At 52.0% G+C, this 23,212-nt stretch carries 20 protein-coding genes and 1 pseudogene; 16 read left to right on the forward strand and 5 right to left on the reverse strand.

The annotated features are described in order from the left end of the window. Positions 1-56 precede the first annotated feature (56 nt). Entirely contained in the window at positions 57-248 is a 192-nt protein-coding gene (locus tag FDW92_RS10125; RefSeq protein WP_042308220.1) for a hypothetical protein, read from the forward strand. A 42-nt stretch (positions 249-290) separates the two neighbouring features. On the opposite strand, the gene azoR is transcribed toward FDW92_RS10125, so the two are convergent. After that, positions 291-896: an FMN-dependent NADH-azoreductase gene (azoR, locus tag FDW92_RS10130; protein ID WP_006684422.1), complete on the reverse strand. Its 606-nt coding sequence runs from the start codon at positions 894-896 to the stop codon at positions 291-293. Between the two features lie 201 nt (positions 897-1,097). Here azoR and hrpA point away from each other — a divergent pair, with 201 nt between their 5' ends. From hrpA to aldA, 3 genes are all read left to right on the forward strand, one after another. Further along, complete coding sequence (hrpA, locus tag FDW92_RS10135; RefSeq protein ID WP_042308223.1) at positions 1,098-5,000, forward strand: ATP-dependent RNA helicase HrpA; 3,903 nt, start codon at positions 1,098-1,100, stop codon at positions 4,998-5,000. A gap of 80 nt (positions 5,001-5,080) precedes the next feature. Continuing rightward, positions 5,081-5,878 (forward strand): YdcF family protein, encoded by a 798-nt coding sequence (locus tag FDW92_RS10140; RefSeq protein WP_170976158.1) that lies wholly within the window; start codon positions 5,081-5,083, stop codon positions 5,876-5,878. Positions 5,879-6,077: 199 nt separating this feature from the next. Beyond that, complete coding sequence (gene aldA / locus FDW92_RS10145) at positions 6,078-7,517, forward strand: aldehyde dehydrogenase (protein WP_042308228.1); 1,440 nt, start codon at positions 6,078-6,080, stop codon at positions 7,515-7,517. Positions 7,518-7,603: 86 nt separating this feature from the next. On the opposite strand, the gene gap is transcribed toward aldA, so the two are convergent. Further along, positions 7,604-8,605: a type I glyceraldehyde-3-phosphate dehydrogenase gene (gene gap / locus FDW92_RS10150; RefSeq protein ID WP_042308230.1), complete on the reverse strand. Its 1,002-nt coding sequence runs from the start codon at positions 8,603-8,605 to the stop codon at positions 7,604-7,606. A gap of 189 nt (positions 8,606-8,794) precedes the next feature. Between gap and cybB the strand changes: the two genes are divergently transcribed. The 4 genes and pseudogenes from cybB to FDW92_RS23205 form a co-directional block, all read left to right on the forward strand. Further along, a complete protein-coding gene (gene cybB, locus FDW92_RS10155; RefSeq protein ID WP_042308232.1) occupies positions 8,795-9,325 on the forward strand; it encodes a cytochrome b561 in 531 nt (176 codons plus the stop codon). A 243-nt stretch (positions 9,326-9,568) separates the two neighbouring features. Continuing rightward, positions 9,569-9,988 carry a translesion error-prone DNA polymerase V autoproteolytic subunit gene (locus FDW92_RS10160; RefSeq protein ID WP_042308234.1) on the forward strand — a complete coding sequence of 140 codons (420 nt, stop codon included), beginning with the start codon at positions 9,569-9,571 and terminating at the stop codon, positions 9,986-9,988. A gap of 2 nt (positions 9,989-9,990) precedes the next feature. Continuing rightward, the gene (locus tag FDW92_RS10165) at positions 9,991-11,256 is read left to right on the forward strand and encodes a Y-family DNA polymerase (RefSeq protein ID WP_042308236.1); all 1,266 of its coding nucleotides are present in this window, start codon (positions 9,991-9,993) and stop codon (positions 11,254-11,256) included. Between the two features lie 265 nt (positions 11,257-11,521). Further along, a pseudogene (locus tag FDW92_RS23205) lies at positions 11,522-11,608 on the forward strand (SAM-dependent methyltransferase); the annotation flags it as partial. A gap of 56 nt (positions 11,609-11,664) precedes the next feature. Here the strand turns inward: FDW92_RS23205 and FDW92_RS10175 are convergent. Next, positions 11,665-11,859, reverse strand: a complete 195-nt coding sequence (locus tag FDW92_RS10175; RefSeq protein WP_042308241.1) for a hypothetical protein — start codon at positions 11,857-11,859, stop codon at positions 11,665-11,667. A gap of 584 nt (positions 11,860-12,443) precedes the next feature. On the opposite strand from FDW92_RS10175, the gene FDW92_RS10180 reads away from it, so the two are divergent. The 3 genes from FDW92_RS10180 to FDW92_RS10190 all read left to right on the forward strand — a co-directional run bounded on the left by FDW92_RS10180 (position 12,444) and on the right by FDW92_RS10190 (position 15,728). Beyond that, positions 12,444-12,719, forward strand: a complete 276-nt coding sequence (locus FDW92_RS10180) for a metal/formaldehyde-sensitive transcriptional repressor (RefSeq protein ID WP_003833178.1) — start codon at positions 12,444-12,446, stop codon at positions 12,717-12,719. A 32-nt stretch (positions 12,720-12,751) separates the two neighbouring features. Then, positions 12,752-13,870, forward strand: coding sequence for an S-(hydroxymethyl)glutathione dehydrogenase/class III alcohol dehydrogenase (locus tag FDW92_RS10185; protein WP_038640779.1), 1,119 nt, complete (start codon positions 12,752-12,754; stop codon positions 13,868-13,870). A 169-nt stretch (positions 13,871-14,039) separates the two neighbouring features. Then, positions 14,040-15,728 (forward strand): methyl-accepting chemotaxis protein, encoded by a 1,689-nt coding sequence (locus FDW92_RS10190; protein ID WP_042308244.1) that lies wholly within the window; start codon positions 14,040-14,042, stop codon positions 15,726-15,728. A 39-nt stretch (positions 15,729-15,767) separates the two neighbouring features. Here the strand turns inward: FDW92_RS10190 and FDW92_RS10195 are convergent, their stop codons facing one another. Further along, complete coding sequence (locus FDW92_RS10195; protein WP_038640774.1) at positions 15,768-16,691, reverse strand: LysR substrate-binding domain-containing protein; 924 nt, start codon at positions 16,689-16,691, stop codon at positions 15,768-15,770. Between the two features lie 231 nt (positions 16,692-16,922). Here FDW92_RS10195 and FDW92_RS10200 point away from each other — a divergent pair, with 231 nt between their 5' ends. From FDW92_RS10200 to rimL, 5 genes are all read left to right on the forward strand, one after another. Further along, a complete protein-coding gene (locus FDW92_RS10200; RefSeq protein WP_042308245.1) occupies positions 16,923-17,825 on the forward strand; it encodes a manganese-dependent inorganic pyrophosphatase in 903 nt (300 codons plus the stop codon). A gap of 121 nt (positions 17,826-17,946) precedes the next feature. Next, entirely contained in the window at positions 17,947-19,290 is a 1,344-nt protein-coding gene (locus FDW92_RS10205) for a VOC family protein (RefSeq protein WP_042308247.1), read from the forward strand. Positions 19,291-19,483: 193 nt separating this feature from the next. After that, positions 19,484-21,139, forward strand: a complete 1,656-nt coding sequence (locus FDW92_RS10210; protein WP_042308249.1) for a glucan biosynthesis protein — start codon at positions 19,484-19,486, stop codon at positions 21,137-21,139. Positions 21,140-21,305: 166 nt separating this feature from the next. After that, positions 21,306-21,530, forward strand: a complete 225-nt coding sequence (locus tag FDW92_RS10215; protein WP_006684453.1) for a YdcH family protein — start codon at positions 21,306-21,308, stop codon at positions 21,528-21,530. Between the two features lie 100 nt (positions 21,531-21,630). Then, positions 21,631-22,176 (forward strand): 50S ribosomal protein L7/L12-serine acetyltransferase, encoded by a 546-nt coding sequence (gene rimL, locus FDW92_RS10220; RefSeq protein ID WP_042308251.1) that lies wholly within the window; start codon positions 21,631-21,633, stop codon positions 22,174-22,176. Here rimL and ydcK read toward each other — a convergent pair. Next, positions 22,168-23,148, reverse strand: a complete 981-nt coding sequence (gene ydcK, locus FDW92_RS10225) for a YdcK family protein (RefSeq protein ID WP_042308253.1) — start codon at positions 23,146-23,148, stop codon at positions 22,168-22,170. The genes rimL and ydcK overlap by 9 nt on opposite strands. Between the last annotated feature and the right edge of the window lie 64 nt (positions 23,149-23,212).

The following is a 23,212-nucleotide window of genomic DNA, read 5'->3' on the forward strand; positions in this document are numbered from 1 at the left end:
CGGCATCAAACTGATGTTGATATAGTTCAACACCGGTCGCGTCGTGGAGTGAAATCATGTGGCTTCTCAAGTGGTATGTCTGGAATCGTTGGGTGTTCAAGCTGTTAAGCCGGGATGTCGCGGAGCCGGAACAATTTTTACTTCATTGCTGGGAAGAAAATCTGGCGAAGTGCAGGGAATATGCCACCATCTGGCGTGATATTAATCGCATTCACGGCAAGCAGGTACATGTGCGGGCAAAGAAGTAGGTACCGAGAATCCCTCCCACCGGATGGTGAGAGGGTGAATTATCAGGCAGCAACCACGCTGTCGATAGCGGCTTTCGCATCGGACTGTGCTTTAGATGCCACTTCCGGGCCGTAAGCGATACCTTCAGCAAAGACAACGTTCACGTCGGTGATACCGATAAAGCCCAGGAACACGTTCAGGTACGGTGTGATCAGGTCAGTCGGCGTATCTTTATGAATACCACCACGGCTGGTCAGCACCACTGCGCGTTTACCGGTCACCAGACCTTCCGGACCTTTCTCGGTATAACGGAAGGTCACGCCAGCACGGGCAATCAGGTCAAAGTAGTTTTTGAGTTGCGTCGGAATGTTGAAGTTATACATCGGCGCGGCGATAACAATCACATCATGCGCTTTCAGTTCAGCGATCAACTCGTCAGACAGCGCCAGCGCTTCTTGCTGACGCGGCGTCAGCGGCGCATCGCTTGGGCGCAGCGCACCCACCAGTTCGCCATCCAGCACCGGAACAGGATTTGCAGCCAGGTCGCGGACGGTGATTTCATCAGCAGAGTGCTTTTCACGCCACTGTTCAACAAAATAATCAGACAACTGACCAGACTGAGAGTACCCTGCCAGAATACTGGATTTAAGAACTAATACCTTGCTCATGGGTGTTTCCTTTTATGTGTTTGAAGGGGTAGTGCCCCGTTGCTTGTTGACACTTTATTCACAATCCTGTCGCAGTGATAGCGCAATATATCGAATCCTATGTTCGAAATTATTGAACAACACATAAAAAGCCCCGATGTGGTACTCTATATCTATCATCTAAAAGAGATTTAACCCGGCAGAACTCTGCCTTTTAACGCTATGACAGAACAACCAAAATTAACCTTCAACATGCTGCAACAACAGCTGGACTCGCTGATGCTGCGCGACAGGCAGCGTTTTGCGCGCCGTTTGCACGGCGTGAAGAAGGTTAAAAATCCTGATGCACAACAGGCCATTTACCAGGAGATGGCAAAAGAGATCGACCAGGCAGCCGGTAAAGTTGTGCTGCGTGAAGCGGCGCGTCCGGTCATCAGCTACCCGGAAAACCTGCCCGTCAGCCAGAAAAAACAGGATATTCTGGAAGCCATTCGCGACCATCAGGTGGTGATTGTGGCTGGTGAGACCGGTTCAGGTAAAACCACCCAGTTGCCGAAAATCTGTATGGAGCTGGGACGCGGGGTAAAAGGGCTGATCGGCCATACCCAGCCGCGTCGTCTGGCGGCGCGTACTGTGGCGAACCGTATCGCGGAAGAGCTGCAAACCGAGCCGGGCGGCTGTATCGGTTATAAAGTCCGTTTTAGCGATCATGTTAGTGACAACACCATGGTTAAGCTGATGACGGATGGTATCCTGCTGGCAGAAATCCAGCAGGATCGGCTGCTAATGCAGTACGACACCATCATCATCGATGAAGCGCATGAACGCAGCCTGAACATTGATTTTCTGCTTGGCTACCTGAAAGAACTTCTGCCGCGTCGTCCGGATCTAAAGATTATCATCACTTCGGCGACTATCGACCCGGAGCGTTTTTCTAAGCATTTCAATAATGCGCCGATTATCGAAGTCTCTGGCCGAACCTATCCGGTGGAAGTACGCTATCGACCGATTGTTGAAGACGCAGATGATACCGAACGTGACCAACTGCAGGCAATTTTTGATGCCGTAGACGAGTTAGGGCGTGAAAGTCAGGGCGACATACTGATCTTCATGAGCGGCGAGCGTGAAATCCGCGACACCGCCGATGCCCTGAATAAGCTGGATTTGCGTCACACCGAAGTGCTGCCACTGTATGCGCGTCTCTCCAATAGCGAGCAGAACCGTGTATTCCAGTCACACAGCGGTCGTCGTATTGTGCTGGCCACCAACGTGGCGGAAACGTCTCTGACCGTACCGGGCATCAAGTATGTGATTGACCCGGGCACTGCGCGTATTAGTCGTTACAGTTACCGCACTAAAGTCCAGCGTTTGCCGATTGAACCGGTGTCACAGGCTTCCGCTAACCAACGTAAAGGCCGCTGCGGTCGTGTTTCGGAAGGGATCTGTATTCGTCTGTATTCTGAGGACGACTTCCTGTCGCGTCCGGAGTTTACCGATCCGGAGATCCTGCGTACCAACCTGGCGTCCGTTATTTTGCAGATGACCGCGCTGGGGCTGGGGGATATCGCGGCGTTCCCGTTTGTTGAAGCGCCGGATAAACGCAATATTCAGGACGGGGTGCGCCTGCTCGAAGAGCTGGGGGCGATAACCACCGACGAACAGGCAACCGCTTATAAGTTAACGCCGTTGGGCCGTCAGCTGTCGCAACTGCCGGTGGATCCGCGTCTGGCGCGTATGGTGCTGGAAGCGCAAAAACATGGCTGTGTGCGTGAGGCAATGATCATCACCTCGGCGCTGTCCATTCAGGATCCGCGCGAGCGCCCAATGGACAAGCAGCAAGCTTCCGACGAGAAGCACCGCCGCTTCCATGACAAAGAGTCTGATTTCCTGGCGTTTGTGAACTTATGGAATTACCTCGGCGAGCAGCAAAAAGCGTTGTCGTCAAACCAGTTCCGCCGTCAGTGTAAAGTCGACTTTCTTAATTATCTGCGCGTACGTGAATGGCAGGATATCTACACGCAACTGCGCCAGGTGGTAAAAGAGTTAGGGATCCCGGTTAACAGCGAACCTGCTGAATACCGGGAAATCCACGTCGCATTGTTGACCGGTTTACTGTCGCATATCGGGATGAAAGATGCCGATAAACAGGAGTTTACCGGTGCGCGTAACGCCCGCTTCTCGATCTTTCCGGGCTCCGGTCTATTTAAAAAACCGCCGAAGTGGACGATGGTAGCGGAGTTGGTGGAAACCAGTCGCCTGTGGGGACGTATTGCCGCACGTATCGATCCCGAGTGGGTGGAACCAGTTGCGCAGCATCTGATTAAACGTTCATACAGCGAACCGCACTGGGAACGCGCGCAGGGCGCGGTCATGGCGACAGAAAAGGTCACCGTCTACGGCTTACCGATTGTTGCCGCCCGTAAGGTGAACTACAGCCAGATCGACCCGGCGCTGTCACGTGAACTGTTCATTCGTCATGCGCTGGTGGAGGGGGACTGGCAAACGCGCCATGCTTTCTTCCGTGACAACCTGAAGCTGCGGGCGGAGGTGGAAGAGTTAGAACATAAATCGCGCCGTCGCGACATCCTGGTCGATGATGAGACGCTGTTTGAGTTTTACGACCAGCGTATTAGCCATGATGTGGTTTCTGCCCGCCACTTCGATAGCTGGTGGAAGAAAGTCTCCCGCGAGACCCCGGACCTGCTCAACTTTGAAAAGAGCATGCTTATCAAAGAGGGCGCGGAAAAAATCAGTAAGCTGGATTATCCGAACTTCTGGCACCAGGGCAATCTCAAACTGCGTTTGAGCTACCAGTTCGAACCGGGAGCCGATGCGGACGGTGTGACCGTGCATATTCCGCTGCCGCTGCTCAATCAGATCGACGAAAGCGGTTTTGAATGGCAAATTCCAGGCCTGCGCCGCGAGCTGGTGATCGCCCTGATTAAGTCGCTGCCGAAACCGGTACGACGTAATTTTGTGCCTGCTCCGAACTATGCTGAGGCATTTTTAGGCCGCGTGACGCCGCTGGAACTGCCGCTGCTGGACGCGCTGGAACGTGAACTGCGCCGGATGACCGGTGTCACCGTTGACCGCGATGACTGGCATTGGGATCAGGTACCCGATCACCTAAAAATTACCTTCCGGGTGGTGGATGATAAGAACAAGAAGCTACAGGAAGGGCGTTCGCTACAGGATCTGAAAGACGCCTTGAAGGGTAAGGTTCAGGAAACGCTGTCCGCGGTGGCGGATGACGGTATCGAACAGAGCGGGTTGCATATCTGGAGCTTCGGGCAGCTTCCGGAAAGTTACGAGCAAAAACGCGGCAACTATAAGGTAAAAGCGTGGCCAGCGCTGGTCGATGAGCGTGACAGCGTTGCCATCAAATTGTTTGATAATCCGCTGGAGCAGCAACAGGCCATGTGGTGCGGTTTACGCCGCCTGTTGCTGTTAAATATTCCTTCGCCGATTAAATACTTACACGAGAAGTTGCCTAACAAAGCCAAGCTGGGGCTGTATTTTAACCCGTATGGCAAAGTGCTGGATTTGATTGACGACTGTATCTCCTGCGGTGTGGATCGGTTGATCGACGCCCATGGTGGTCCCGTGTGGACGGAAGAGGGCTTTGCGGCGTTGCATGAGAAGGTGCGGGCTGAACTGAACGATACGGTGGTGGATATCGCGAAGCAGGTCGAACAGATCCTGACCGCGGTGTTTAATATCAATAAACGTCTGAAAGGGCGTGTGGATATGACCATGGCGTTAGGGCTTTCAGATATCAAAGCGCAAATGAGCGGGCTTGTGTACCGCGGATTTGTTACCGGCAATGGTTTCAAACGTCTCGGCGATACGTTGCGCTATTTGCAGGCTATTGAAAAGCGTCTGGAAAAACTGGCCATCGATCCACACCGCGACCGCGCACAGATGCTGAAAGTGGATAGTGTGCAGCAGGCCTGGCAGCAATGGTTCAATAAACTGCCGCCTGCACGCCGTGAAGATGACGACGTCAAAGAGATCCGCTGGATGATAGAAGAGCTGCGCGTCAGCTACTTTGCTCAGCAGCTTGGTACGCCGTATCCTATTTCAGATAAACGTATTCTGCAGGCGATGGATCAGATCACGGGATAACGCTGTGCGGGACTGTAGGCCGGACACGGCGTAGCCGCCATCCGGCCTCTGTACCCGGTAAAGAATAAACACCAGGAGTCATGAATATGAGTCAGTTTCCGACGCTTTCCGCGACCACGCTGGCGGCGATTAATACTGTAGGGCAATGGCTGGCGCAGAGCGATTTTACGGGGGGCATCACGGTTCAGTCAGATTGCGTAATTCTGGCGGGGAACGCGGTGATCCCGACCATCGACGCCGCCTGTCGGATCGCGAAAGACCAACAGGTTCCCTTATTGATTAGTGGGGGCATCGGCCATTCCACGCGCTTTCTGTATGACGCGATTGCCCGACATCCTCGCTACAATATTATTCGAACCACCGGACGTGCAGAAGCGGCGATCCTTGCCGATATCGCTCACCAGTTCTGGCACATTCCGGGGGAGAAGATTTGGGTGGAAGACCAGTCAACAAACTGCGGTGAGAATGCCCGATTTAGCTGTGCGTTACTGAGCCAGGCGACAGAAAGCATTCATACCGTCATTGTGGTACAGGATCCGACCATGCAACGCCGCACGATGGCCACGTTTCAGCGCGTAACCCGCGATGAGCCGCATGCACCGCGCTGGTTGGGTTTCCCGGGATTCGTCCCGGAGTTGGTCCAACAGCGCGACGGCGTGGACTTTGCGCCAACGGTCGAAGGACTATGGTCGGTAGATCGCTATCTTTCGCTCATTACCGGAGAGTTGCCGCGCCTGCGGGACGATGTTAATGGCTATGGTCCCTGTGGCCGCGATTTTATCGTGCATGTGGATATTCCAGGTAACGTTGAGGCAGCCTGGCAGCAACTGAAAAGCGATACCGCGTTGTCAGACTTACTGGAGAGCCGCTCTCTGTGATCTCCGCTGCCCGTTTGTAAGCGTTTTGCTGCAAACGGGCATAAATCCCGCCCGTTTTTTCCTTTCATTATCGCTTTGCCAGGCGCTTTTATGAAGCCGCTCACAGAACAGTCACTGTCGTGATAATTCGTCAGGCATGATTGATATTAATTAACAATAGTTTTACTTGTTAAAAACAAATCAATCACAGGAGAAGCGCATGTCAGTACCCGTACAACATCCTATGTATATCGATGGGCAGTTTGTGACCTGGCACGATGACGCCTGGATTGATGTCGTCAATCCGGCCACGGAAGAGGTTATCTCACGTATTCCGGATGGACGTGCCGAAGATGCGCGTAAAGCGATAGACGCCGCCCAGCGCGCTCAGCCTGAATGGGAAGCGCTGCCTGCCATTGAACGGGCGAACTGGCTACGCAAAATATCTGCGGGTATCCGTCAACGCGCCAGCGAAATCAGCGCATTGATAGTGGCTGAAGGTGGGAAAATACAGCAACTGGCCGATGTTGAAGTCGCATTTACCGCCGATTATATCGATTACATGGCGGAGTGGGCACGTCGTTATGAAGGCGAGATCCTGCAAAGCGATCGCCCGGGCGAAAATATCCTGCTGTTTAAGCGCGCTCTGGGCGTGACGACGGGCATTCTACCGTGGAATTTTCCGTTCTTCCTGATTGCTCGCAAACTGGCCCCCGCGCTGTTGACGGGCAATACCATTGTTATTAAACCGAGTGAGTTTACGCCCAACAATGCCATCGCTTTTGCCAAAATTGTTGATGATATCGGCTTGCCGCGCGGGGTATTTAATCTGGTCCTTGGACGCGGTGAAACGGTCGGCCAGGAACTGGCCGGAAACCCGAAAGTCGCAATGGTCAGCATGACCGGTAGCGTTGGCGCGGGCGAGAAAATTATGGCTGCAGCGGCCAAAAACATCACTAAAGTCTGCCTGGAACTGGGGGGGAAAGCCCCGGCGATCGTGATGGATGATGCTGACCTTGAACTGGCCGTGAAGGCAATTGTTGACTCACGGGTGATCAATACCGGACAGGTATGCAACTGTGCCGAACGTGTGTACGTCCAGAAAGGTATTTATGACCAGTTCGTTAATCGCCTGGGGGAAGCGATGAAAGCCGTACAGTTCGGCAATCCGGCTGAGCGCAATGACATTGCGATGGGACCGTTGATTAACGCCGCTGCGCTGGAACGAGTAGAGCAGAAAGTTGCGCGAGCGGTGCAGGAGGGGGCCAGAGTGGTGCTGGGCGGTAAGGCGGTAGAAGGCAAAGGCTATTACTATCCACCGACATTACTGTTAGATGTTCGCCAGGAGATGGCGATTATGCACGAGGAGACATTTGGTCCGGTGCTGCCTGTGGTGGCGTTTAATACGCTGGAAGAGGCGTTGACGATGGCCAACGACAGCGATTATGGATTGACCTCATCGATTTACACGCAAAATCTGAACACGGCGATGAAAGCGATTAAGGGGCTGAAGTTTGGCGAAACCTATATTAACCGTGAAAACTTCGAGGCAATGCAGGGCTTCCACGCAGGGTGGCGCAAGTCCGGGATTGGCGGGGCAGACGGTAAACACGGTCTGAAAGAATATCTGCAAACGCAGGTGGTTTATCTGCAGTCCTAAGTTTTTAGCCGGGTGAGTTTGTACGTCACCCGGCGCAATTCTTACACTTTGGCGGCTATCCCGTTCATTCGACCTCCGCCACAACGTCAGAGCTTGATAAATTTATCCAGCGTACGAATAAGTTGGGTCACAAAACCGTACTCGTTATCGTACCAGGCGACGGTTTTTACCAGTTGCAGATCGCCCACTTCGGTAATCTCGGTTTGTGTCGCATCAAATACCGAACCGAAATGTGAGCCAATCACATCTGACGAGACAATCTCCTCGTCGGTATAGCCAAATGACTCATTATTCAGCGTGGCTTTTTTCAGCGCGTCATTAACCTCTTCAGCGGTAACCTTTTTACCCAATACCGATACCAGTTCCGTGACGGATCCGGTTTTCACCGGTACGCGCTGGGCGTGGCCTTTTAATTTTCCGCTCAATGCCGGAATCACCAGGCCAATCGCTTTCGCCGCACCGGTGGTATGGGGAATGATGTTCTCTGCCGCCGCCCGCGAGGCGCGCAGATCTTTTCCGCGAGGGCCATCTACCAGCGATTGTGTCCCCGTGTAGGCATGGATGGTTGTCATGGTGCCCAGTTGAATACCGAAGTTGTCATGCAGGGCTTTCGCCATCGGCGCCAGGCAGTTAGTGGTGCACGATGCGACAGAGATAATTCGATCGTTCGCATCCATCGTGTCGTCGTTCACGTTAAAAACAATGGTTTTCATGTCCCCGGCAGGGGCGGATATCAGGACTTTTTTGGCCCCTGCGTCCAGGTGCGCGTTGGCTTTTTCCGTTGAGGTATAAAAACCGGTACATTCGATGATGATCTCTGCGCCGGTGGTTTTCCACGGGATATTTTTGGCCTCTTTTTCTGCATAAACAGCGATTTTTTTACCGTCGACAATCAGCGCGTCTTCGGTAAAGTCGATACTCCAGGGAAATGGACCGTAATTTGAGTCGTGTTTTAACAGATAGGCGAGAATTTTGGGCGAGGTCAGGTCATTAATGGCGACGACCTCCACGCTGCTTTTGACCTCCAGTAGTCGACGCAATACCAGACGACCGATACGACCAAAACCGTTAATGCCAATTTTACTCATGGTTTTCTCCTGTCAGGATGAGGCGGTACGACATATTTTCCCTACCAGGCATAGTCCAGTCGGGCATCCGGGGCAATAGCTGTTTTTGCGCTTAAACGTAACTGACTGATAATGGATGAACAAAAATTAATGAATTTTTAACAAAAGCCCGTTATGTTGACGCATTATTGTTTTTATTCAGGAAGTGTTATGGGGAATAAGTATTCTGGCCTGCAAATTGGTATTCACTGGCTGGTTTTTTTGTTGGTCATTGTGGCCTACAGCGCCATGGAGTTTCGCGGGTTTTTCCCGCGTAGCTATCGTCCCTTGTTCAACATGGTGCACGTATCCTGTGGCATCACGATTTTAACGCTGATGGTGGCGCGTCTGCTGGTCAGGCTGAAATATCCGGCGCCGCCGATTGTGCCAAAACCGAAACCGATGATGACCGGAATGGCGCATCTGGGGCATCTGGTTATCTATCTGTTGTTTATTGCGTTGCCGATTATTGGTCTGGTGATGATGTACAACCGGGGGAATCCGTGGATTGCATTTGGCATTGTTATGCCATATGCGGCAAAAGCCAACCTTGACCTCGTGGAGATGCTGAAGTCCTGGCACGTGACGCTGGCAAACCTGGGCTATTTTGTTATTGGTTTGCATGCCGCGGCTGCCCTGATGCATCACTACTTCTGGAAGGATAATACGCTGCTGCGCATGATGCCGCGTAAGCGTTCCTGACGTAACGCCCCGCAAGTGTGGGGCTTTTTTACCCCTTTCAAATCGAGATACCTTTCGTCTTTATCGTTCCGGCTAAATGAACGTCTTCCTCTGCCGAATAAAACAGAAATTATTTTTCCAGACGTGATAAAAGCTTACCGACGAGATGGTTAAACAACACCCAGTTCGCTACTTTCGTCACTTGATCGCCGTCCTCATTAAAACTACTGTATATAAACACAGTTAAGTGAGAGGCCGATTATTATGTTGTTTTTCCAGCCTGCAAAACGTCGACAAACGAAACATTTTCCCCTGTTCAGCGACCTTGTGCCCTGTGGTTTTCCTTCTCCAGCGCAGGACTACGTTGAGAAAGGTATCGATCTCAATGACCTGCTGGTACAGCATCCCAGCGCAACCTATTTTGTTAAATCATCGGGTGATTCTATGGTCGGGGCGGGGATCGGTGAGGGTGATTTGCTGATTGTCGACAGCGCCAGAAACCCGGCTCATGGAGACATCGTGATTGCCGCCATTGAGGGAGAATTCACTGTTAAACGTCTGCAATTGCATCCAATTGTGATGCTCAGGCCAGAGAACAGAGCCTACGCGCCCATCATAATCAGCAGCGAGGATTCGCTGGATATCTTTGGTGTGGTGACCTTTATCGTTAAGGCGGCTGGCTAATTATGTTTGCCCTGGTGGATGTTAATTCGTTTTATGCCAGCTGTGAGATGGCATTCAGGCCCGATCTGAAAGGCAAACCGGTTGTCGTTCTTTCCAATAACGACGGTTGTGTTATCGCCTGTAGCGCGAAGGCTCGGGCGCTTGGCGTGACAATGGGTGCTCCGTACTTCAAACAGAAAGATCTGTTCCGGCGCTACGGCGTGGTGTGTTTTAGTTCCAACTATGAACTGTATGCGGATATGAGCGGCCGGGTCATGTCTATCCTGGAAGACCTCTCTCCACATGTGGAAAGGTACAGTATTGATGAGGCCTTCTGCGATTTGACGGGAGTAAGAAACTGTAGGGATCTGACGGATTTTGGTCTCGAAATAAGGGCCACAATTCTACAGAAAACACGACTTCAGGTTGGCGTTGGCATCGCCCAGACCAAAACGCTGGCAAAGCTCGCGAATTACGCCGCCAAAAGATGGCCGCAACAGACTCGAGGAGTGGTGGATTTATCAAATATTGACCACCAGCGTAAGCTGATGGCCGCACTCCCTGTTGGTGAAGTGTGGGGCGTGGGCCGCCGTATCAGTAAAAAACTGGACGCGATGGGGATTAAAACCGTCCGTGACCTGGCTGATACCGACATTCGTTTTATTCGCAAACACTTCAACGTTGTTCTTGAAAGAACCGTACGGGAATTGCGCGGTGAGTCGTGCCTGGCGTTGGAAGAGTTTGCGCCGGTTAAACAGGAAATCGTCTGCTCACGATCGTTTGGTGAAAAACTCACGGACTATAACGCGATGCGTGAAGCAATTTGCACCTATGCCTCACGTGCGGCGGAAAAGCTGCGCGGTGAGCATCAGTTCTGTCGATTTATCTCTGTGTTTATCAAAACCAGTCCATTTGCCCTAAAGGACCCTTATTACGCTAACAGCGCGTCGGTAAAACTGCTGATCCCGACCCAGGACACACGGGAAATTATGAGTGCGGCAACGCGCAGCCTGGACGCTATCTGGCGAGAGGGGCAACATTATCAAAAAGCGGGTGTGATGTTGGGCGATTTTTTTAGTTCTGGCGTGGCACAACTGAATCTGTTTGATGGCAACGCCCCCCGGCACGGCAGTGCGGAACTGATGAGGGTGATTGATCGGCTGAATAAAAAGGGGCGCGGGACAATCTGGTTTGCCGGACAGGGGATTGAGCAGTCGTGGCAAATGAAACGAGAAATGCTCTCACCTCGCTATACGACGCGTTTTACTGATTTACTGCGCGTGAGGTGAGTATTAATACCGGTTGATTCAAATCTTAATGTATCGATGACGGGTAGTAAAGATAAAGAGCTGGTGGTCGTTCCGGGGGCTAACCGAACTGGAGGCGAGAAGTATTTCGCTAATTATGCCACCCAGAAAAACACTCGACGATTATATCAACAATGAATTCGACCCATCTGACTTGGCTGCAATTTATAACGTGTGTCGCCTGAAGTGTGAGGTGAAATTTAAGAACGCTTGCCAAGCCTCTGGTATAGCCATTAAGGGGGGAGTGATGTTACAGCAAACCATTTTGGACGTGTGTTGCGGCCCCCGCATGTTCTGGTTTAACAAACTGGACACCCGCGCCGTGTTCGCAGATACATAGCACAATAAAAAAGCAGGATAATAATCCTGCTTTGATCTGTGGTTTCTTAGTTATTTTCCAGACAGTTTTCTCCAGATACTCTGGCTAATGCCAAAAGCAACAGCTAAGAAAACAAGACCAGACCAACGCTCTATCCCTTGCGCCATCACCAGCATAGCAACTCCGATACATCCAAGAGGAATAGCAGTGATAACAAAAAGAATAATACCCCAAAAAAATTGGCCTGCAGTGGGCTCTTGAGACATGACAACACCTTTAATGAAGGAAACCGTTAACTAACGCGCGATTTTTTATGGTTATTATATAGTTCCATGTAGCACTGAGGCTTCTGTGTTTGCTGTACCTTCCCTGGGCGTGTCTGCTAATTTTACAAAAGTAACTAGTTGTTTCAACTCCTATTTATGGTGGGTGTTATGCTTCCCACGTTTGTCTGCTAAGTCGCGATTAACCAACCTCTACTCCTGAGTGGGGGTAAATCACGCTGGCGGTTTGAGTGTACAACAGCAAACGATCTGGTTGTTGTGGCCGACGGCGTGGAATACCTACTAACTTTCACGGTAAACGGCAAAAAACCTGACGCCAACGGGAATGTTACTATCAGCACCGGCACAACTGCTGCTGTAACAGACGTTCGTTTGGGGACGGTGATTTCGACTAACCTCATTTTTAGGAATCCGGGGCGCAGATTTTGGGGGCATAGAAAAGACTGCATATGTCCGCATATGGCTGATAGCGACTTAACATAAGTCTATGATATTTAATAATTCTTATATTTTACAAATATGTAAAAATTCTGATAGTATACCCCCCTATAGTATCTGGAGGGCGTATGCCACATTCACCTGAAGATAAAAAACGTATCCTCACCCGTGTTCGTCGTATTCGCGGTCAGGTTGACGCGCTTGAGCGGGCGCTGGAGTCCGGCGAACCGTGCCTTGCGATCCTGCAACAAATTGCCGCTGTACGCGGCGCATCCAATGGCCTGATGGGCGAAATGGTTGAGATCCACCTGAAAGACGAACTGGTCAGCGGCGAGACAACGCCAGACCAGCGAGCCGTACGTATGGCTGAAATCGGCCATCTTCTTCGCGCTTATCTAAAATAACACCATCACCTCGCAATAATGGGAAGAGACAAATGAAATCACGTGCAGCAGTTGCATTTGGCCCCGGCCAACCGCTAAAAATTGTCGAAATCGACGTCGCACCGCCAAAGAAAGGTGAAGTTCTGGTTAAAATTACCCACACTGGCGTGTGTCATACTGACGCTTTTACGCTCTCAGGCGACGATCCGGAAGGGGTATTCCCGGCGGTGCTTGGCCATGAAGGCGGCGGTATTGTGGTTGAAGTGGGCGAAGGCGTCACCAGCCTGAAAGCGGGCGACCATGTCATTCCCCTGTACACGGCAGAATGCGGTGAGTGTAAGTTCTGTAAATCGGGGAAAACCAACCTGTGTCAGGCTGTACGCGCCACCCAGGGCAAGGGCCTGATGCCGGATGGCACGACTCGCTTCTCATATAACGGTGAGCCGATTTATCACTATATGGGCACCAGTACCTTCAGTGAATATACCGTTTGCGCGGAGATCTCACTGGCGAAGGTTAACCCGCAAGCTCCGCTGGACAAAGTGTGTCTGCTGGGCTGTGGCGTCACTACCGGGATCGGAGCAGTACATAACACTGCGAAAGTGAAAGAAGGCGATACCGTGGCCGTATTTGGTCTTGGCGGCATCGGCCTGGCGGTGATTCAGGGCGCGGTGCAGGCGAAAGCCGGACGTATTCTGGCCGTTGATACCAATCCGGAGAAATTCAAACTGGCTGGTGAAATGGGCGCGACTGATTTCATCAACCCGAATGATTACGATAAACCGATTCAGGATGTGATTGTTGAGCTTACCGATGGCGGTGTGGACTTCAGCTTTGAATGTATAGGCAACGTTAACGTGATGCGTGCGGCGCTGGAATGCTGCCATAAAGGGTGGGGCGAGAGCATCATCATCGGCGTGGCAGGTGCCGGACAAGAAATCAAAACGCGTCCGTTCCAACTGGTTACCGGGCGAGTCTGGCGCGGTTCGGCGTTCGGTGGCGTGAAAGGGCGCACTCAACTCCCGGGAATGGTCGAAGAAGCGATGAGCGGGAAAATTCAGTTGGATCCGTTTATCACCCATCGCTTACCGCTGGAGCAGATTAACGAAGCATTCGATTTAATGCATCAGGGCAAGTCCATTCGTACCGTTATCCATTTTGGCGATAACTGATTCATTGGCCAGCGGATTTCTCCGCTGGCACTTTCCTGAATTTTTTAGAATTATGTTGTGAAAGTGTGACGAATCCGACGCTTTTTACGGTAAGTAAACCTCACGGATTGCCGATGACTATCTAACGGGCGTGTTTTCACGCATAAACCCTACAAGAGAGTCGACGGTCATGGACAACACAACATCGATGCAGGCCCAGCATAAACTGGGTTTTTTGCATCAAATCCGACTGGTTCCGCTGTTTTCCTCCATTCTCGGTGGCATCCTTCTGTTGTTCGCCTTAAGTTCAGGGCTGGCAAGCTATTTTCTTATGCAGGCCGATCGCGATCAGCGCGATGTGACCGACGAGATTCAGGTCAGGATGGGGTTATCTAACAGCTCTAACCACTTACGCACCGCACGTATTAACATGATCCATGCCGGCGCGGCGAGCCGCATTGCCGAAATGGATGACATGAAGGCCAATATCGCCGAGGCAGAAAAACGGATTAAGCAATCGCAGGACGGCTTCAATGCTTATATGTCGCGTACGGTGAAAACGTCTGCTGATGAAGCATTAGACGCCGAATTAAGCGCCAGCTTCAAAGCCTATACCGACGGTTTACAGCCAATGCTGAAATACGCTAAAAACGGCATGTTTGAAGCGATTATCAACCACGAAAATGAACAGGCCAGACCGCTGGATTCTGCCTACAACAAGGTGCTGCTGAAAGCCATTGAAATTCGCACTGCCAGGGCGAATAACCTCAGCGAGCAGGCGCACCAACGTACGCAACTTGGTATGGCGTTTATGCTCGGTGCATTTGCCCTCGCGCTGGTGCTCACCGTGATGACGTTTATCGTTCTGCGCCGCACCGTTATTCATCCTCTGTTACGTGCAGCCCTGCGCATCGAGCAAATTTCGGCAGGCGACCTGACCATGCCGGAGGAACCGACCGGGCGCAGTGAAATTGGTCGCCTGAGTCGTCATCTGCAAACTATGCAGCATTCGCTGGTGAAAACCGTGGGCACGGTGCGCCAGGGGGCAGAGGAAATTTATCGCGGTACCAGTGAGATTTCTGCAGGGAATACCGATTTGTCCTCACGTACGGAGCAACAGGCCGCGGCGATTGAAGAAACGGCGGCCAGTATGGAAGAGCTGACGGCTACGGTGAAGCAAAACGCTGACAACGCGCACCATGCGAGCAAGCTGGCGGAAGATGCTTCCGGCAAGGCGAGCCGTGGCGGTCAGATGGTTTCTGGCGTGGTGAAAACCATGGGCAATATCTCAGGTAGTTCGAAGAAAATCTCTGAAATCACAGCCGTTATAAACAGCATTGCTTTCCAGACGAATATCCTGGCGTTGAACGCGGCGGTAGAAGCGGCGCGGGCGGGAGAGCAGGGACGAGGGTTTGCCGTGGTCGCCAGCGAGGTGCGCACGCTGGCGAGCCGAAGCGCTCAGGCGGCAAAAGAGATTGAGGGTTTGATTAGCGAATCGGTACGACTCATTGACCAGGGATCCGATGAAGTGGTCGCGGCGGGTAATACCATGACGGATATTGTCGATGCGGTAAAACGCGTGACCGACATCATGTTGGAAATTGCGGCGGCCTCTGATGAGCAGAGCCGGGGCATTGTGCAGGTGAGCCAGGCGATTTCGGAGATGGATAAGGTGACGCAGCAAAACGCCTCTCTGGTTGAAGAAGCGTCGGCCGCAGCGGCATCGCTGGAAGAACAGGCCGCACGTTTAACTGAAGCCGTCGGCACATTCCGCTTGCAGGGCGCAAGTGCGATAAAGCGCGCTCCTGGTACCAAAACGTCGAGCCATTCAAGTCCGCAGGCAGCAACGGCCAGTGGTGATAACTGGGAAACGTTTTAACACGCTATAAGGGACCAGATGGTCCCTTAATTTTTGGTATCAAAACGGTATGGTTTTGCGTATCGCGCCAATGAGGATTTGTGCAGCAGAGGAAAGCTGCACGTCTACACGGGTAAGAATGCCAATAGGTTCACCCGCCCCGTGGGTGGGAATCGGCAATGATACCAACGTCGCCTGACGTAAATCTTCCCGGACCGCGCCTGACGGCACAAACCATACATAGTCGTAGTCAACCGTCAACTGGCGGGAAAGCGATGCTGACAGCGTTTCGATGCAGCCTGGCGGCATTTTGCAACCCTGGCTTTGCAGCAGCGTCTCCGCGTGCTGACGAGGAGCCGTTCCTTTTGGTGACACCACAACGGGCCATTCCATCACCCGACTCAGCGTGATGGTTTCCTGCAACAACGGGTGGTTAGGTCGCACAACCAGTTTGAGCGACTCAAGGAACAACAGCTCGTAATTCAGACCGACCATTAATTCCGGATCGGCCATCCGACCGATACCAAGATCGATTTCTCCCGATTTTAAACCGGCCAGAATCATGGGATTACTCATGGTGGCAACTTGCAGCGTCGTTTCCATTTGCTGCTTATGGAACGGACCGATTACCGCCGGAAGAATACCCAACGCAGCGGTGGGTAAAGCCCCAATCCGTACGACGTCAGTCTGCGACTCTTCGCGCTGGTTTAACGCCTGTCCGGCAGTATTGAGCGCGTCCAGTACTCTCACCGCGTGGGTAAGAAACTGCTCGCCGGGCAATGTTAACTGCGCGCCAAGGCGACCGCGTTCAAAGAGCCGGGTACCGGTCAACTGCTCCAGTTCATTTAGTGTTTTGGAGAGGGCCGGTTGGCTCAGATTAAGGGTTTCAGCCGCGCGCCCCAGCGTTCCCTGTTGTGCAACGGCGACAAAAGTATGCAGGTGGCGCAAGCGAATGCGCTGATTGAACAGAACATTTTTTTCCATAAGCGATGTTAAAAACAGAGCCGTATCGGTGACAAGTGAAGTTGTTTGTTTTTGATAACTTGATAGCAAAATATTATTAACATTTATCATGTTTTACTTACAACTTATTTATTTTGCTTATGTTTTGTACAGTCAGGCTGAGTGGTGGGATCATGGAAGGGAATGTATCCGGTCGTTATACTTTGAATATTGTTTGCTTTTGCACCCTTTATCTTTACAAGGCACTGATTAATGATACATGTAGTAGGACACCTTAATCCCGATAGCGATGCCATTTGCACTGCCGCAATGACGGCGCGTTGGCTTACCTTACGCGGTCAGCAGGCAACGGCATGGCGTCTGGGGGAAGCTAACCGCGAAACGCAATTTATCTTTGCGCAAGCGGGGCTGACACTGCCTGAACGACTGACGTTTGAATTGACCGATCGTGACGTCTGGTTGGTTGATTTCACCGAACCTGCCCAGGGACCGCAATCGCTGGCAGACTGTAACGTCGTGGGGATTATCGATCATCACCGACTTGGGGGATTAGTCACCCGTCTGCCGCCAAAAGTGTGGGTGAAGCCTGTCGGCAGTAGCGCAACGCTGTTATGGCAACTGATGTCGGAAGATGAGCGTAGCCAGTTATCTCCTGCGGAGGCCGTTTTGCTGCTGGGTGCCGTGTTGAGTGACACTGTCACGCTTCGTTCACCCACGACCACCGCCGACGATCGCCTGGCGGTCGATGCGCTGACTCAAAAGGCTGGTGTAGACCTTGATGCCTTCAGCCGTGACCTGCTGTCTGCCAAAACGAGCGTGGAAGGAATGAGTGCCCGCGAACTCCTGCAGAAAGACATTAAAACCTTCACTATCCATGGGCATCAGGTCTGTGTGGCGCAACTTGAACTGTATGCACTGCAACAGGTTGATACAGTGCTGGATGAATTACGCCAGGAAATGGCGCGCTATGCGCAGGAAAAAAATGCCGCGCTGGTTGTGCTCATGCTCACCGATATTAATCTGGGCGACACCAGTCTGTGGTTTGCCGGTTCTGAGCTTTCTGACATCCCGCAGCCCTGCAAAGTGGAAGGTATGCTCAGCCGTAAAAAACAGATGCTCCCCTGGCTGGAAAGTCATTTAAAACCACGCCAGTAGGTTCTGTTCGCCGTCTGTATAGGGTGGGAAATTTACGCGGGGTCACACTTTGTAAATTCTTCCCACCGGACTTTGCAGCGTTCTCTACACTCCAGGTAATATTCACTGGAGGCATGACATTATGGCGAACACCATCACGGCAGATGAGATTCGGGAACAATTTTCGCAGGCAATGTCAGCAATGTACCAGCAGGAAGTCCCGCAGTATGGCACGTTGCTGGAACTTGTCGCTGATGTGAATCTGGCGGTACTGGAAAATAACCCGACGTTGCATGAAAAACTGGCTAATGCGGATGAACTGGCCCGGCTAAACGTTGAGCGCCACGGAGCCATCCGGGTGGGTACTGCGCAGGAACTTTCTACGCTGCGCCGGATGTTTGCCATTATGGGCATGTATCCGGTGAGTTATTATGACCTCTCTCAGGCCGGCGTCCCTGTACATTCCACGGCTTTTCGGCCCATCGACGATGCATCGCTTTCGCGCAACCCGTTTCGGGTATTCACATCGTTATTACGGCTCGAATTAATCGAGAACGTAGCGCTGCGGCAAAAGGCTTCGGAGATCCTCGCGAAACGCGACATTTTCACTCGTCGTTGTCATGAACTGCTGGATGAGTTTGATGCGCAGGGCAGTTTTACGCCTGAGCAGGCGCAGGAGTTTGTCCATGAAGCACTGGAAACTTTCCGCTGGCATCAGCACGCCACGGTAGATGAAGCGACCTATCACGCATTACACAATGAACACCGGTTGATTGCCGATGTGGTGTGTTTCCCTGGTTGTCACATCAACCATCTGACGCCGCGCACGCTGGATATTGACCGGGTACAGTCCATGATGCCGGAATGCGGCATAGAGCCGAAAATATTGATTGAAGGGCCGCCGCGCCGCGAGGTGCCGATTTTATTACGTCAGACCAGTTTCAAAGCGCTGGAAGAACCGGTGCTGTTTGCCGGTGAAATGCGCGGTACTCACACGGCGCGTTTTGGTGAGATTGAACAGCGCGGCGTAGCGCTCACGCCGAAAGGCAGAGCCTTGTATGACGAACTGCTGAATAAAGCGGGAACGGGAAAAGATAATCTGACGCATCAGTTACATCTTCAGGAGGTTTTCAAGGCGTTCCCGGACAGTGAGTTTCTGCTGCGCCAGCAGGGACTTGCCTGGTTTCGTTATCGACTGACGCCATCAGGCGAAGCGCATCGCCAGGCCATTCGCCCGGATGACGATCCGCAACCGCTTATTGAGCGGGGCTGGCTGGTTGCTCAACCTATCACCTACGAAGATTTCTTACCGGTGAGCGCTGCGGGGATTTTCCAGTCAAATCTGGGTAATGAAACTCAGGCTCGCAGCCACGGGAATTCCAGCCGCGACGCGTTTGAACAGGCACTGGGGTGCACGGTATATGACGAGTTTATGCTGTATCAGGAGGCGGAGGAGAGAAGTAAACGGCGGTGTGGTTTACTTTAACGGAATTTACACGGGATTCGGTCTGTTCCCATCGACATAAAATATTTTCGATTTTGTACAGATAATCGGCGAACAACAATTGGATTATTAATGAATTTTGTCTAGAGTGAGCGGTCAGAAATGTGCACTCTCTTGCCGCAGATTTTGACCGGCGCGGGACCATTTACACGACCAGAAGGACTCACTTTCAGGCATGAATCGCAGACGATTTATTAAAGGTTCAATGGCAATGGCCGCCGTGTGCGGAACCAGTGGTATTGCATCACTCTTTTCCCGCGCCGCCTTTGCGGCAGAGTCTGACATTGCAGACGGAAAAACCGTACGTTTTGATTTTTCCGTTCTGCAATCGATGGCCCACGACTTAGCACAGAAACCCTGGGGCGGCGCGCCGCGTGCGTTACCCGACACGCTGGCGAAATTGACGCCGCAGGCCTACAACAGCATTCAATATGACGCAGAGCAGTCTCTGTGGAACAATGTTGAAAATCGTCAGCTTGATGCGCAGTTCTTCCATGTGGGAATGGGATTCCGCCGCCGGGTTCGCATGTTCTCGGTCGATGACAGTACGCATATGGCGCGTGAAATCCACTTCCGTCCGGAGCTGTTTAAGTACAACGACGCGGGTGTGGATACCAAACAACTGGAAGGGCAAACTGACCTCGGTTTCGCGGGTTTCCGCGTGTTTAAAGCGCCAGAACTGGCCCGTCGTGATGTGGTTTCTTTCCTCGGCGCCAGCTACTTCCGCGCAGTGGATGACACCTACCAGTACGGTTTATCGGCGCGTGGTCTGGCGGTAGATACCTATACCGACAGCAAAGAAGAGTTTCCTGATTTCACCGCTTTCTGGTTCGAAACGGTTAAACCAGGGACGACCTCCTTTACCGTGTATGCGCTACTCGATAGCCCAAGCGTAACAGGCGCTTTTAAGTTCGTGATCCACTGCGAGAAAACGCAGGTGATCATGGATGTACAAAACCATATCTACGCGCGTAAAGACATTAAACAGCTCGGCATTGCGCCGATGACCAGCATGTTCAGCTGTGGTAACAATGAACGCCGGATGTGTGACACCATTCACCCGCAAATTCATGACTCCGATCGTCTGGCGATGTGGCGGGGCAACGGCGAGTGGATCTGTCGTCCGCTGAATAACCCGCAAAAACTGCAGTTCAATGCCTATACCGATAACAACCCGAAAGGGTTTGGTTTACTGCAGCTCGATCGCGACTTCTCTCATTACCAGGACATCATGGGCTGGTATAACAAGCGTCCTAGCCTGTGGGTCGAGCCGCGTAACCAGTGGGGCAAGGGGACCATCGGCCTGATGGAGATCCCGACGACGGGCGAAACGCTGGATAACGTTGTCTGCTTCTGGCAGCCGGAGAAGTCGATTAAAGCCGGCGATGAGCTGGAATTTAAATATCGTCTGTACTGGAGCGCGCAGCCGCCGGTACGTTCGCCGTTAGCTCGCGTGATGGCGACCCGTACCGGCATGGGCGGCTTCCCGGAAGGATGGGCGCCGGGCGAGCACTACCCGGAAAAATGGGCGCGCCGTTTTGCCGTGGACTTCGTCGGTGGCGATCTGAAAGCCGCTGCGCCGAAAGGCATTGAACCGGTGATTACGCTCTCCAGCGGTGAAGCGAAACAGATTGAGATCCTCTACGTGGAGCCTATCGACGGCTACCGTATCCAGTTTGACTGGTATCCGACGTCTGACTCAACCGACCCGGTAGATATGCGTATGTTCCTGCGTTGCCAGGGCGACGCCATCAGCGAAACTTGGCTGTATCAGTACTTCCCGCCAGCGCCGGATAAACGTCAGTATGTTGACGACCGTGAGATGCGTTAATCACTCCTTTTACGGCTCTCCAGAGGGGGAGCCGTATCTGCAATCTTTCTGAAAATATTCTGTACGCTATTTACTCGATCCTGTTCGCATTTTTCTGTATGGCAAATGGGTACTCTGGGGCTGTGTATTTCTTATACACGTTCTTGTCCACTAACAGGGAGAAAGTATGTTTCCAGAATACAGAGACCTTATTTCCCGACTGAAAACCGAGAACCCTCGCTTTCTGTCCTTATTCGAAAAACACAACAGCCTTGATCATGAGATCTCCAGACTGGAAGGTTCGGATGGTCGGGGGTATAGTTTGGACATTGTTCGCCTTAAGAAACAGAAACTCCACCTGAAGGAAGATCTGCTCAAAATTTTGCAAAAAGAGAGTGTCGGTGAGAGCTAAGTAAAACAGCGCTTGCTGTGTAAAAGGGCTTCCAAAAGGGAAGCCCTTCCTGTTTTATTGTGAGCAGAATTAGCTGCTTAACGAGCGTAACGGAAAGAAAATGCCAGAAGTGATAACCATTAGTGACACGCTGGAACTGCGTGCCGTAGAAGAACAACACGTCACCCCTCTGCATCAATTGGTGCTCAAGAATAAAACCTGGCTCCAGCAGTCGCTGAACTGGCCGCAGTTTGTGACGTCAGAGGACGACACGCGCAAAAACGTGCAGGGAAATATGATGTTGCACCAGCGCGGCTACGCCAAAATGTTCCTGATTTTTGCACAACAGAATGTGGTGGGCGTCATCGCGTTTAACCAGATAGAGCCGCTGAACAAAGCGGCTTATATTGGTTACTGGCTGGATGAAGCTCACCAGGGTAAAGGCATTATGTCCCTGGCGCTACAGGCATTGATTCATCATTATGCGCAGCGCCAGGAAATTCGCCGCTTTGTGATCAAATGCCGCGTAGCGAACGTTGAGAGCAACCAGGTGGCATTGCGCAATGGCTTCCAACTGGAAGGATGTTTACGTCAAGCGGAGTTCCTCAATGGTGATTACCATGATGTGAATCTCTATGCCCGCATCATTGATGGTCCCTCAGAATAAGCCTGCGATAGGTGTGCGCGTAATGCGTTGCTCAGCGTTGATCACCTTCGGCCCACGCAGATGAATAGCATCGCCATCAAACGCTTCAATGTGCGCCTGGCCGTTTATCTCAATATGATTCTCGATCAACACTTCTCCAAGAACGCAGGCGTGACCTTCAACCAGAATATGATCGTCTAGCTGGATTGGTCCGCCGCGTAATGTAGCATGTCCCCCGACCAACACATGATGCTTCAGCACGCAGTTACCCTCGACTACCGCATGTTCTGCCACCTGTGAGCTGTAGCGCAGGGTAGGAATAGCATCGACATCGGTTCCGGCGATGACGCGCGCATGTCCGTAGACTTTGGCGCAATCGCAAATCCAGACATTATTCTCTTCATTACCTTCCACCTGGGCGAAATCAAAAACTTCCGCCCGATGCTCAATAAAGGCATAGTTGATATTCGCATCGCCATAGATCTGCGCCTGATGCACTACGCGTGAGTGGCTGACGGTCGCCCGATCGTAAATCTGCAGCAACTGGTCGTTTTCAACAGTGAGTCCCCTGGCGGCAATGATTTCGGACCCACATACAACGCGTGCATTACCGTGCAGAAGGCACTCGCCGCGAATAACAGAATTCTGAATCGTGACGTTGTCACGTATTTGTGCGTGATGGCTGATTTCTGCCCGGTCAATCCACACGGCATCGCCTATTTGCGCGCCATCTCTGACTACGCTTGCCTGAGTAACCCGGGCGTTTCCGGTTATCGATGCGCCGGAAAATGCGAGCGCATTCTCATCGTAAATCCAGCAATCACCGCTTTGCGACAAGACGCTTTCATCATCAATCCAGCCGCCAGGCGTACCGGCGGTAACATCATTAAAATCAATGAGGGCAATGATTTGGCGTAGTAATACGCTTTTTTTATTGCCATTATCCTGGTAACTAAAGGAGCGAAGCTCATCGCTGAGTCGATATTTGGTCATTGCTCATTTCCATGTTGCGCACCTTAGTTAAACGTAGCAAAGTTTTCCGCACTGGCTAAACCAA

Origin of the sequence: Citrobacter sp. wls706, assembly GCF_005281305.1 — a bacterium.
Classification (GTDB): Bacteria; Pseudomonadota; Gammaproteobacteria; order Enterobacterales; family Enterobacteriaceae; genus Citrobacter; species Citrobacter werkmanii.

Bases quoted from the DNA above. Each gene is read 5' to 3' on its own strand.
- FDW92_RS10140 (WP_170976158.1), top strand. From the start codon at position 5,081: ATGAATATGAGTCAGTTTCCGACGCTTTCCGCGACCACGCTGGCGGCG.
- FDW92_RS10175 (WP_042308241.1), bottom strand. From the start codon at position 11,859: ATGTCTCAAGAGCCCACTGCAGGCCAATTTTTTTGGGGTATTATTCTT.
- FDW92_RS10180 (WP_003833178.1), top strand. From the start codon at position 12,444: ATGCCACATTCACCTGAAGATAAAAAACGTATCCTCACCCGTGTTCGT.
- FDW92_RS10205 (WP_042308247.1), top strand. From the start codon at position 17,947: ATGGCGAACACCATCACGGCAGATGAGATTCGGGAACAATTTTCGCAG.
- FDW92_RS10195 (WP_038640774.1), bottom strand. From the start codon at position 16,691: ATGGAAAAAAATGTTCTGTTCAATCAGCGCATTCGCTTGCGCCACCTG.
- rimL (WP_042308251.1), top strand. From the start codon at position 21,631: ATGCCAGAAGTGATAACCATTAGTGACACGCTGGAACTGCGTGCCGTA.
- cybB (WP_042308232.1), top strand. From the start codon at position 8,795: ATGGGGAATAAGTATTCTGGCCTGCAAATTGGTATTCACTGGCTGGTT.
- azoR (WP_006684422.1), bottom strand. From the start codon at position 896: ATGAGCAAGGTATTAGTTCTTAAATCCAGTATTCTGGCAGGGTACTCT.
- FDW92_RS10215 (WP_006684453.1), top strand. From the start codon at position 21,306: ATGTTTCCAGAATACAGAGACCTTATTTCCCGACTGAAAACCGAGAAC.
- FDW92_RS10160 (WP_042308234.1), top strand. From the start codon at position 9,569: ATGTTGTTTTTCCAGCCTGCAAAACGTCGACAAACGAAACATTTTCCC.
- hrpA (WP_042308223.1), top strand. From the start codon at position 1,098: ATGACAGAACAACCAAAATTAACCTTCAACATGCTGCAACAACAGCTG.
- FDW92_RS10185 (WP_038640779.1), top strand. From the start codon at position 12,752: ATGAAATCACGTGCAGCAGTTGCATTTGGCCCCGGCCAACCGCTAAAA.
- ydcK (WP_042308253.1), bottom strand. From the start codon at position 23,148: ATGACCAAATATCGACTCAGCGATGAGCTTCGCTCCTTTAGTTACCAG.
- FDW92_RS10210 (WP_042308249.1), top strand. From the start codon at position 19,484: ATGAATCGCAGACGATTTATTAAAGGTTCAATGGCAATGGCCGCCGTG.
- FDW92_RS10190 (WP_042308244.1), top strand. From the start codon at position 14,040: ATGGACAACACAACATCGATGCAGGCCCAGCATAAACTGGGTTTTTTG.
- FDW92_RS10165 (WP_042308236.1), top strand. From the start codon at position 9,991: ATGTTTGCCCTGGTGGATGTTAATTCGTTTTATGCCAGCTGTGAGATG.
- FDW92_RS10125 (WP_042308220.1), top strand. From the start codon at position 57: ATGTGGCTTCTCAAGTGGTATGTCTGGAATCGTTGGGTGTTCAAGCTG.
- gap (WP_042308230.1), bottom strand. From the start codon at position 8,605: ATGAGTAAAATTGGCATTAACGGTTTTGGTCGTATCGGTCGTCTGGTA.
- FDW92_RS10200 (WP_042308245.1), top strand. From the start codon at position 16,923: ATGATACATGTAGTAGGACACCTTAATCCCGATAGCGATGCCATTTGC.
- aldA (WP_042308228.1), top strand. From the start codon at position 6,078: ATGTCAGTACCCGTACAACATCCTATGTATATCGATGGGCAGTTTGTG.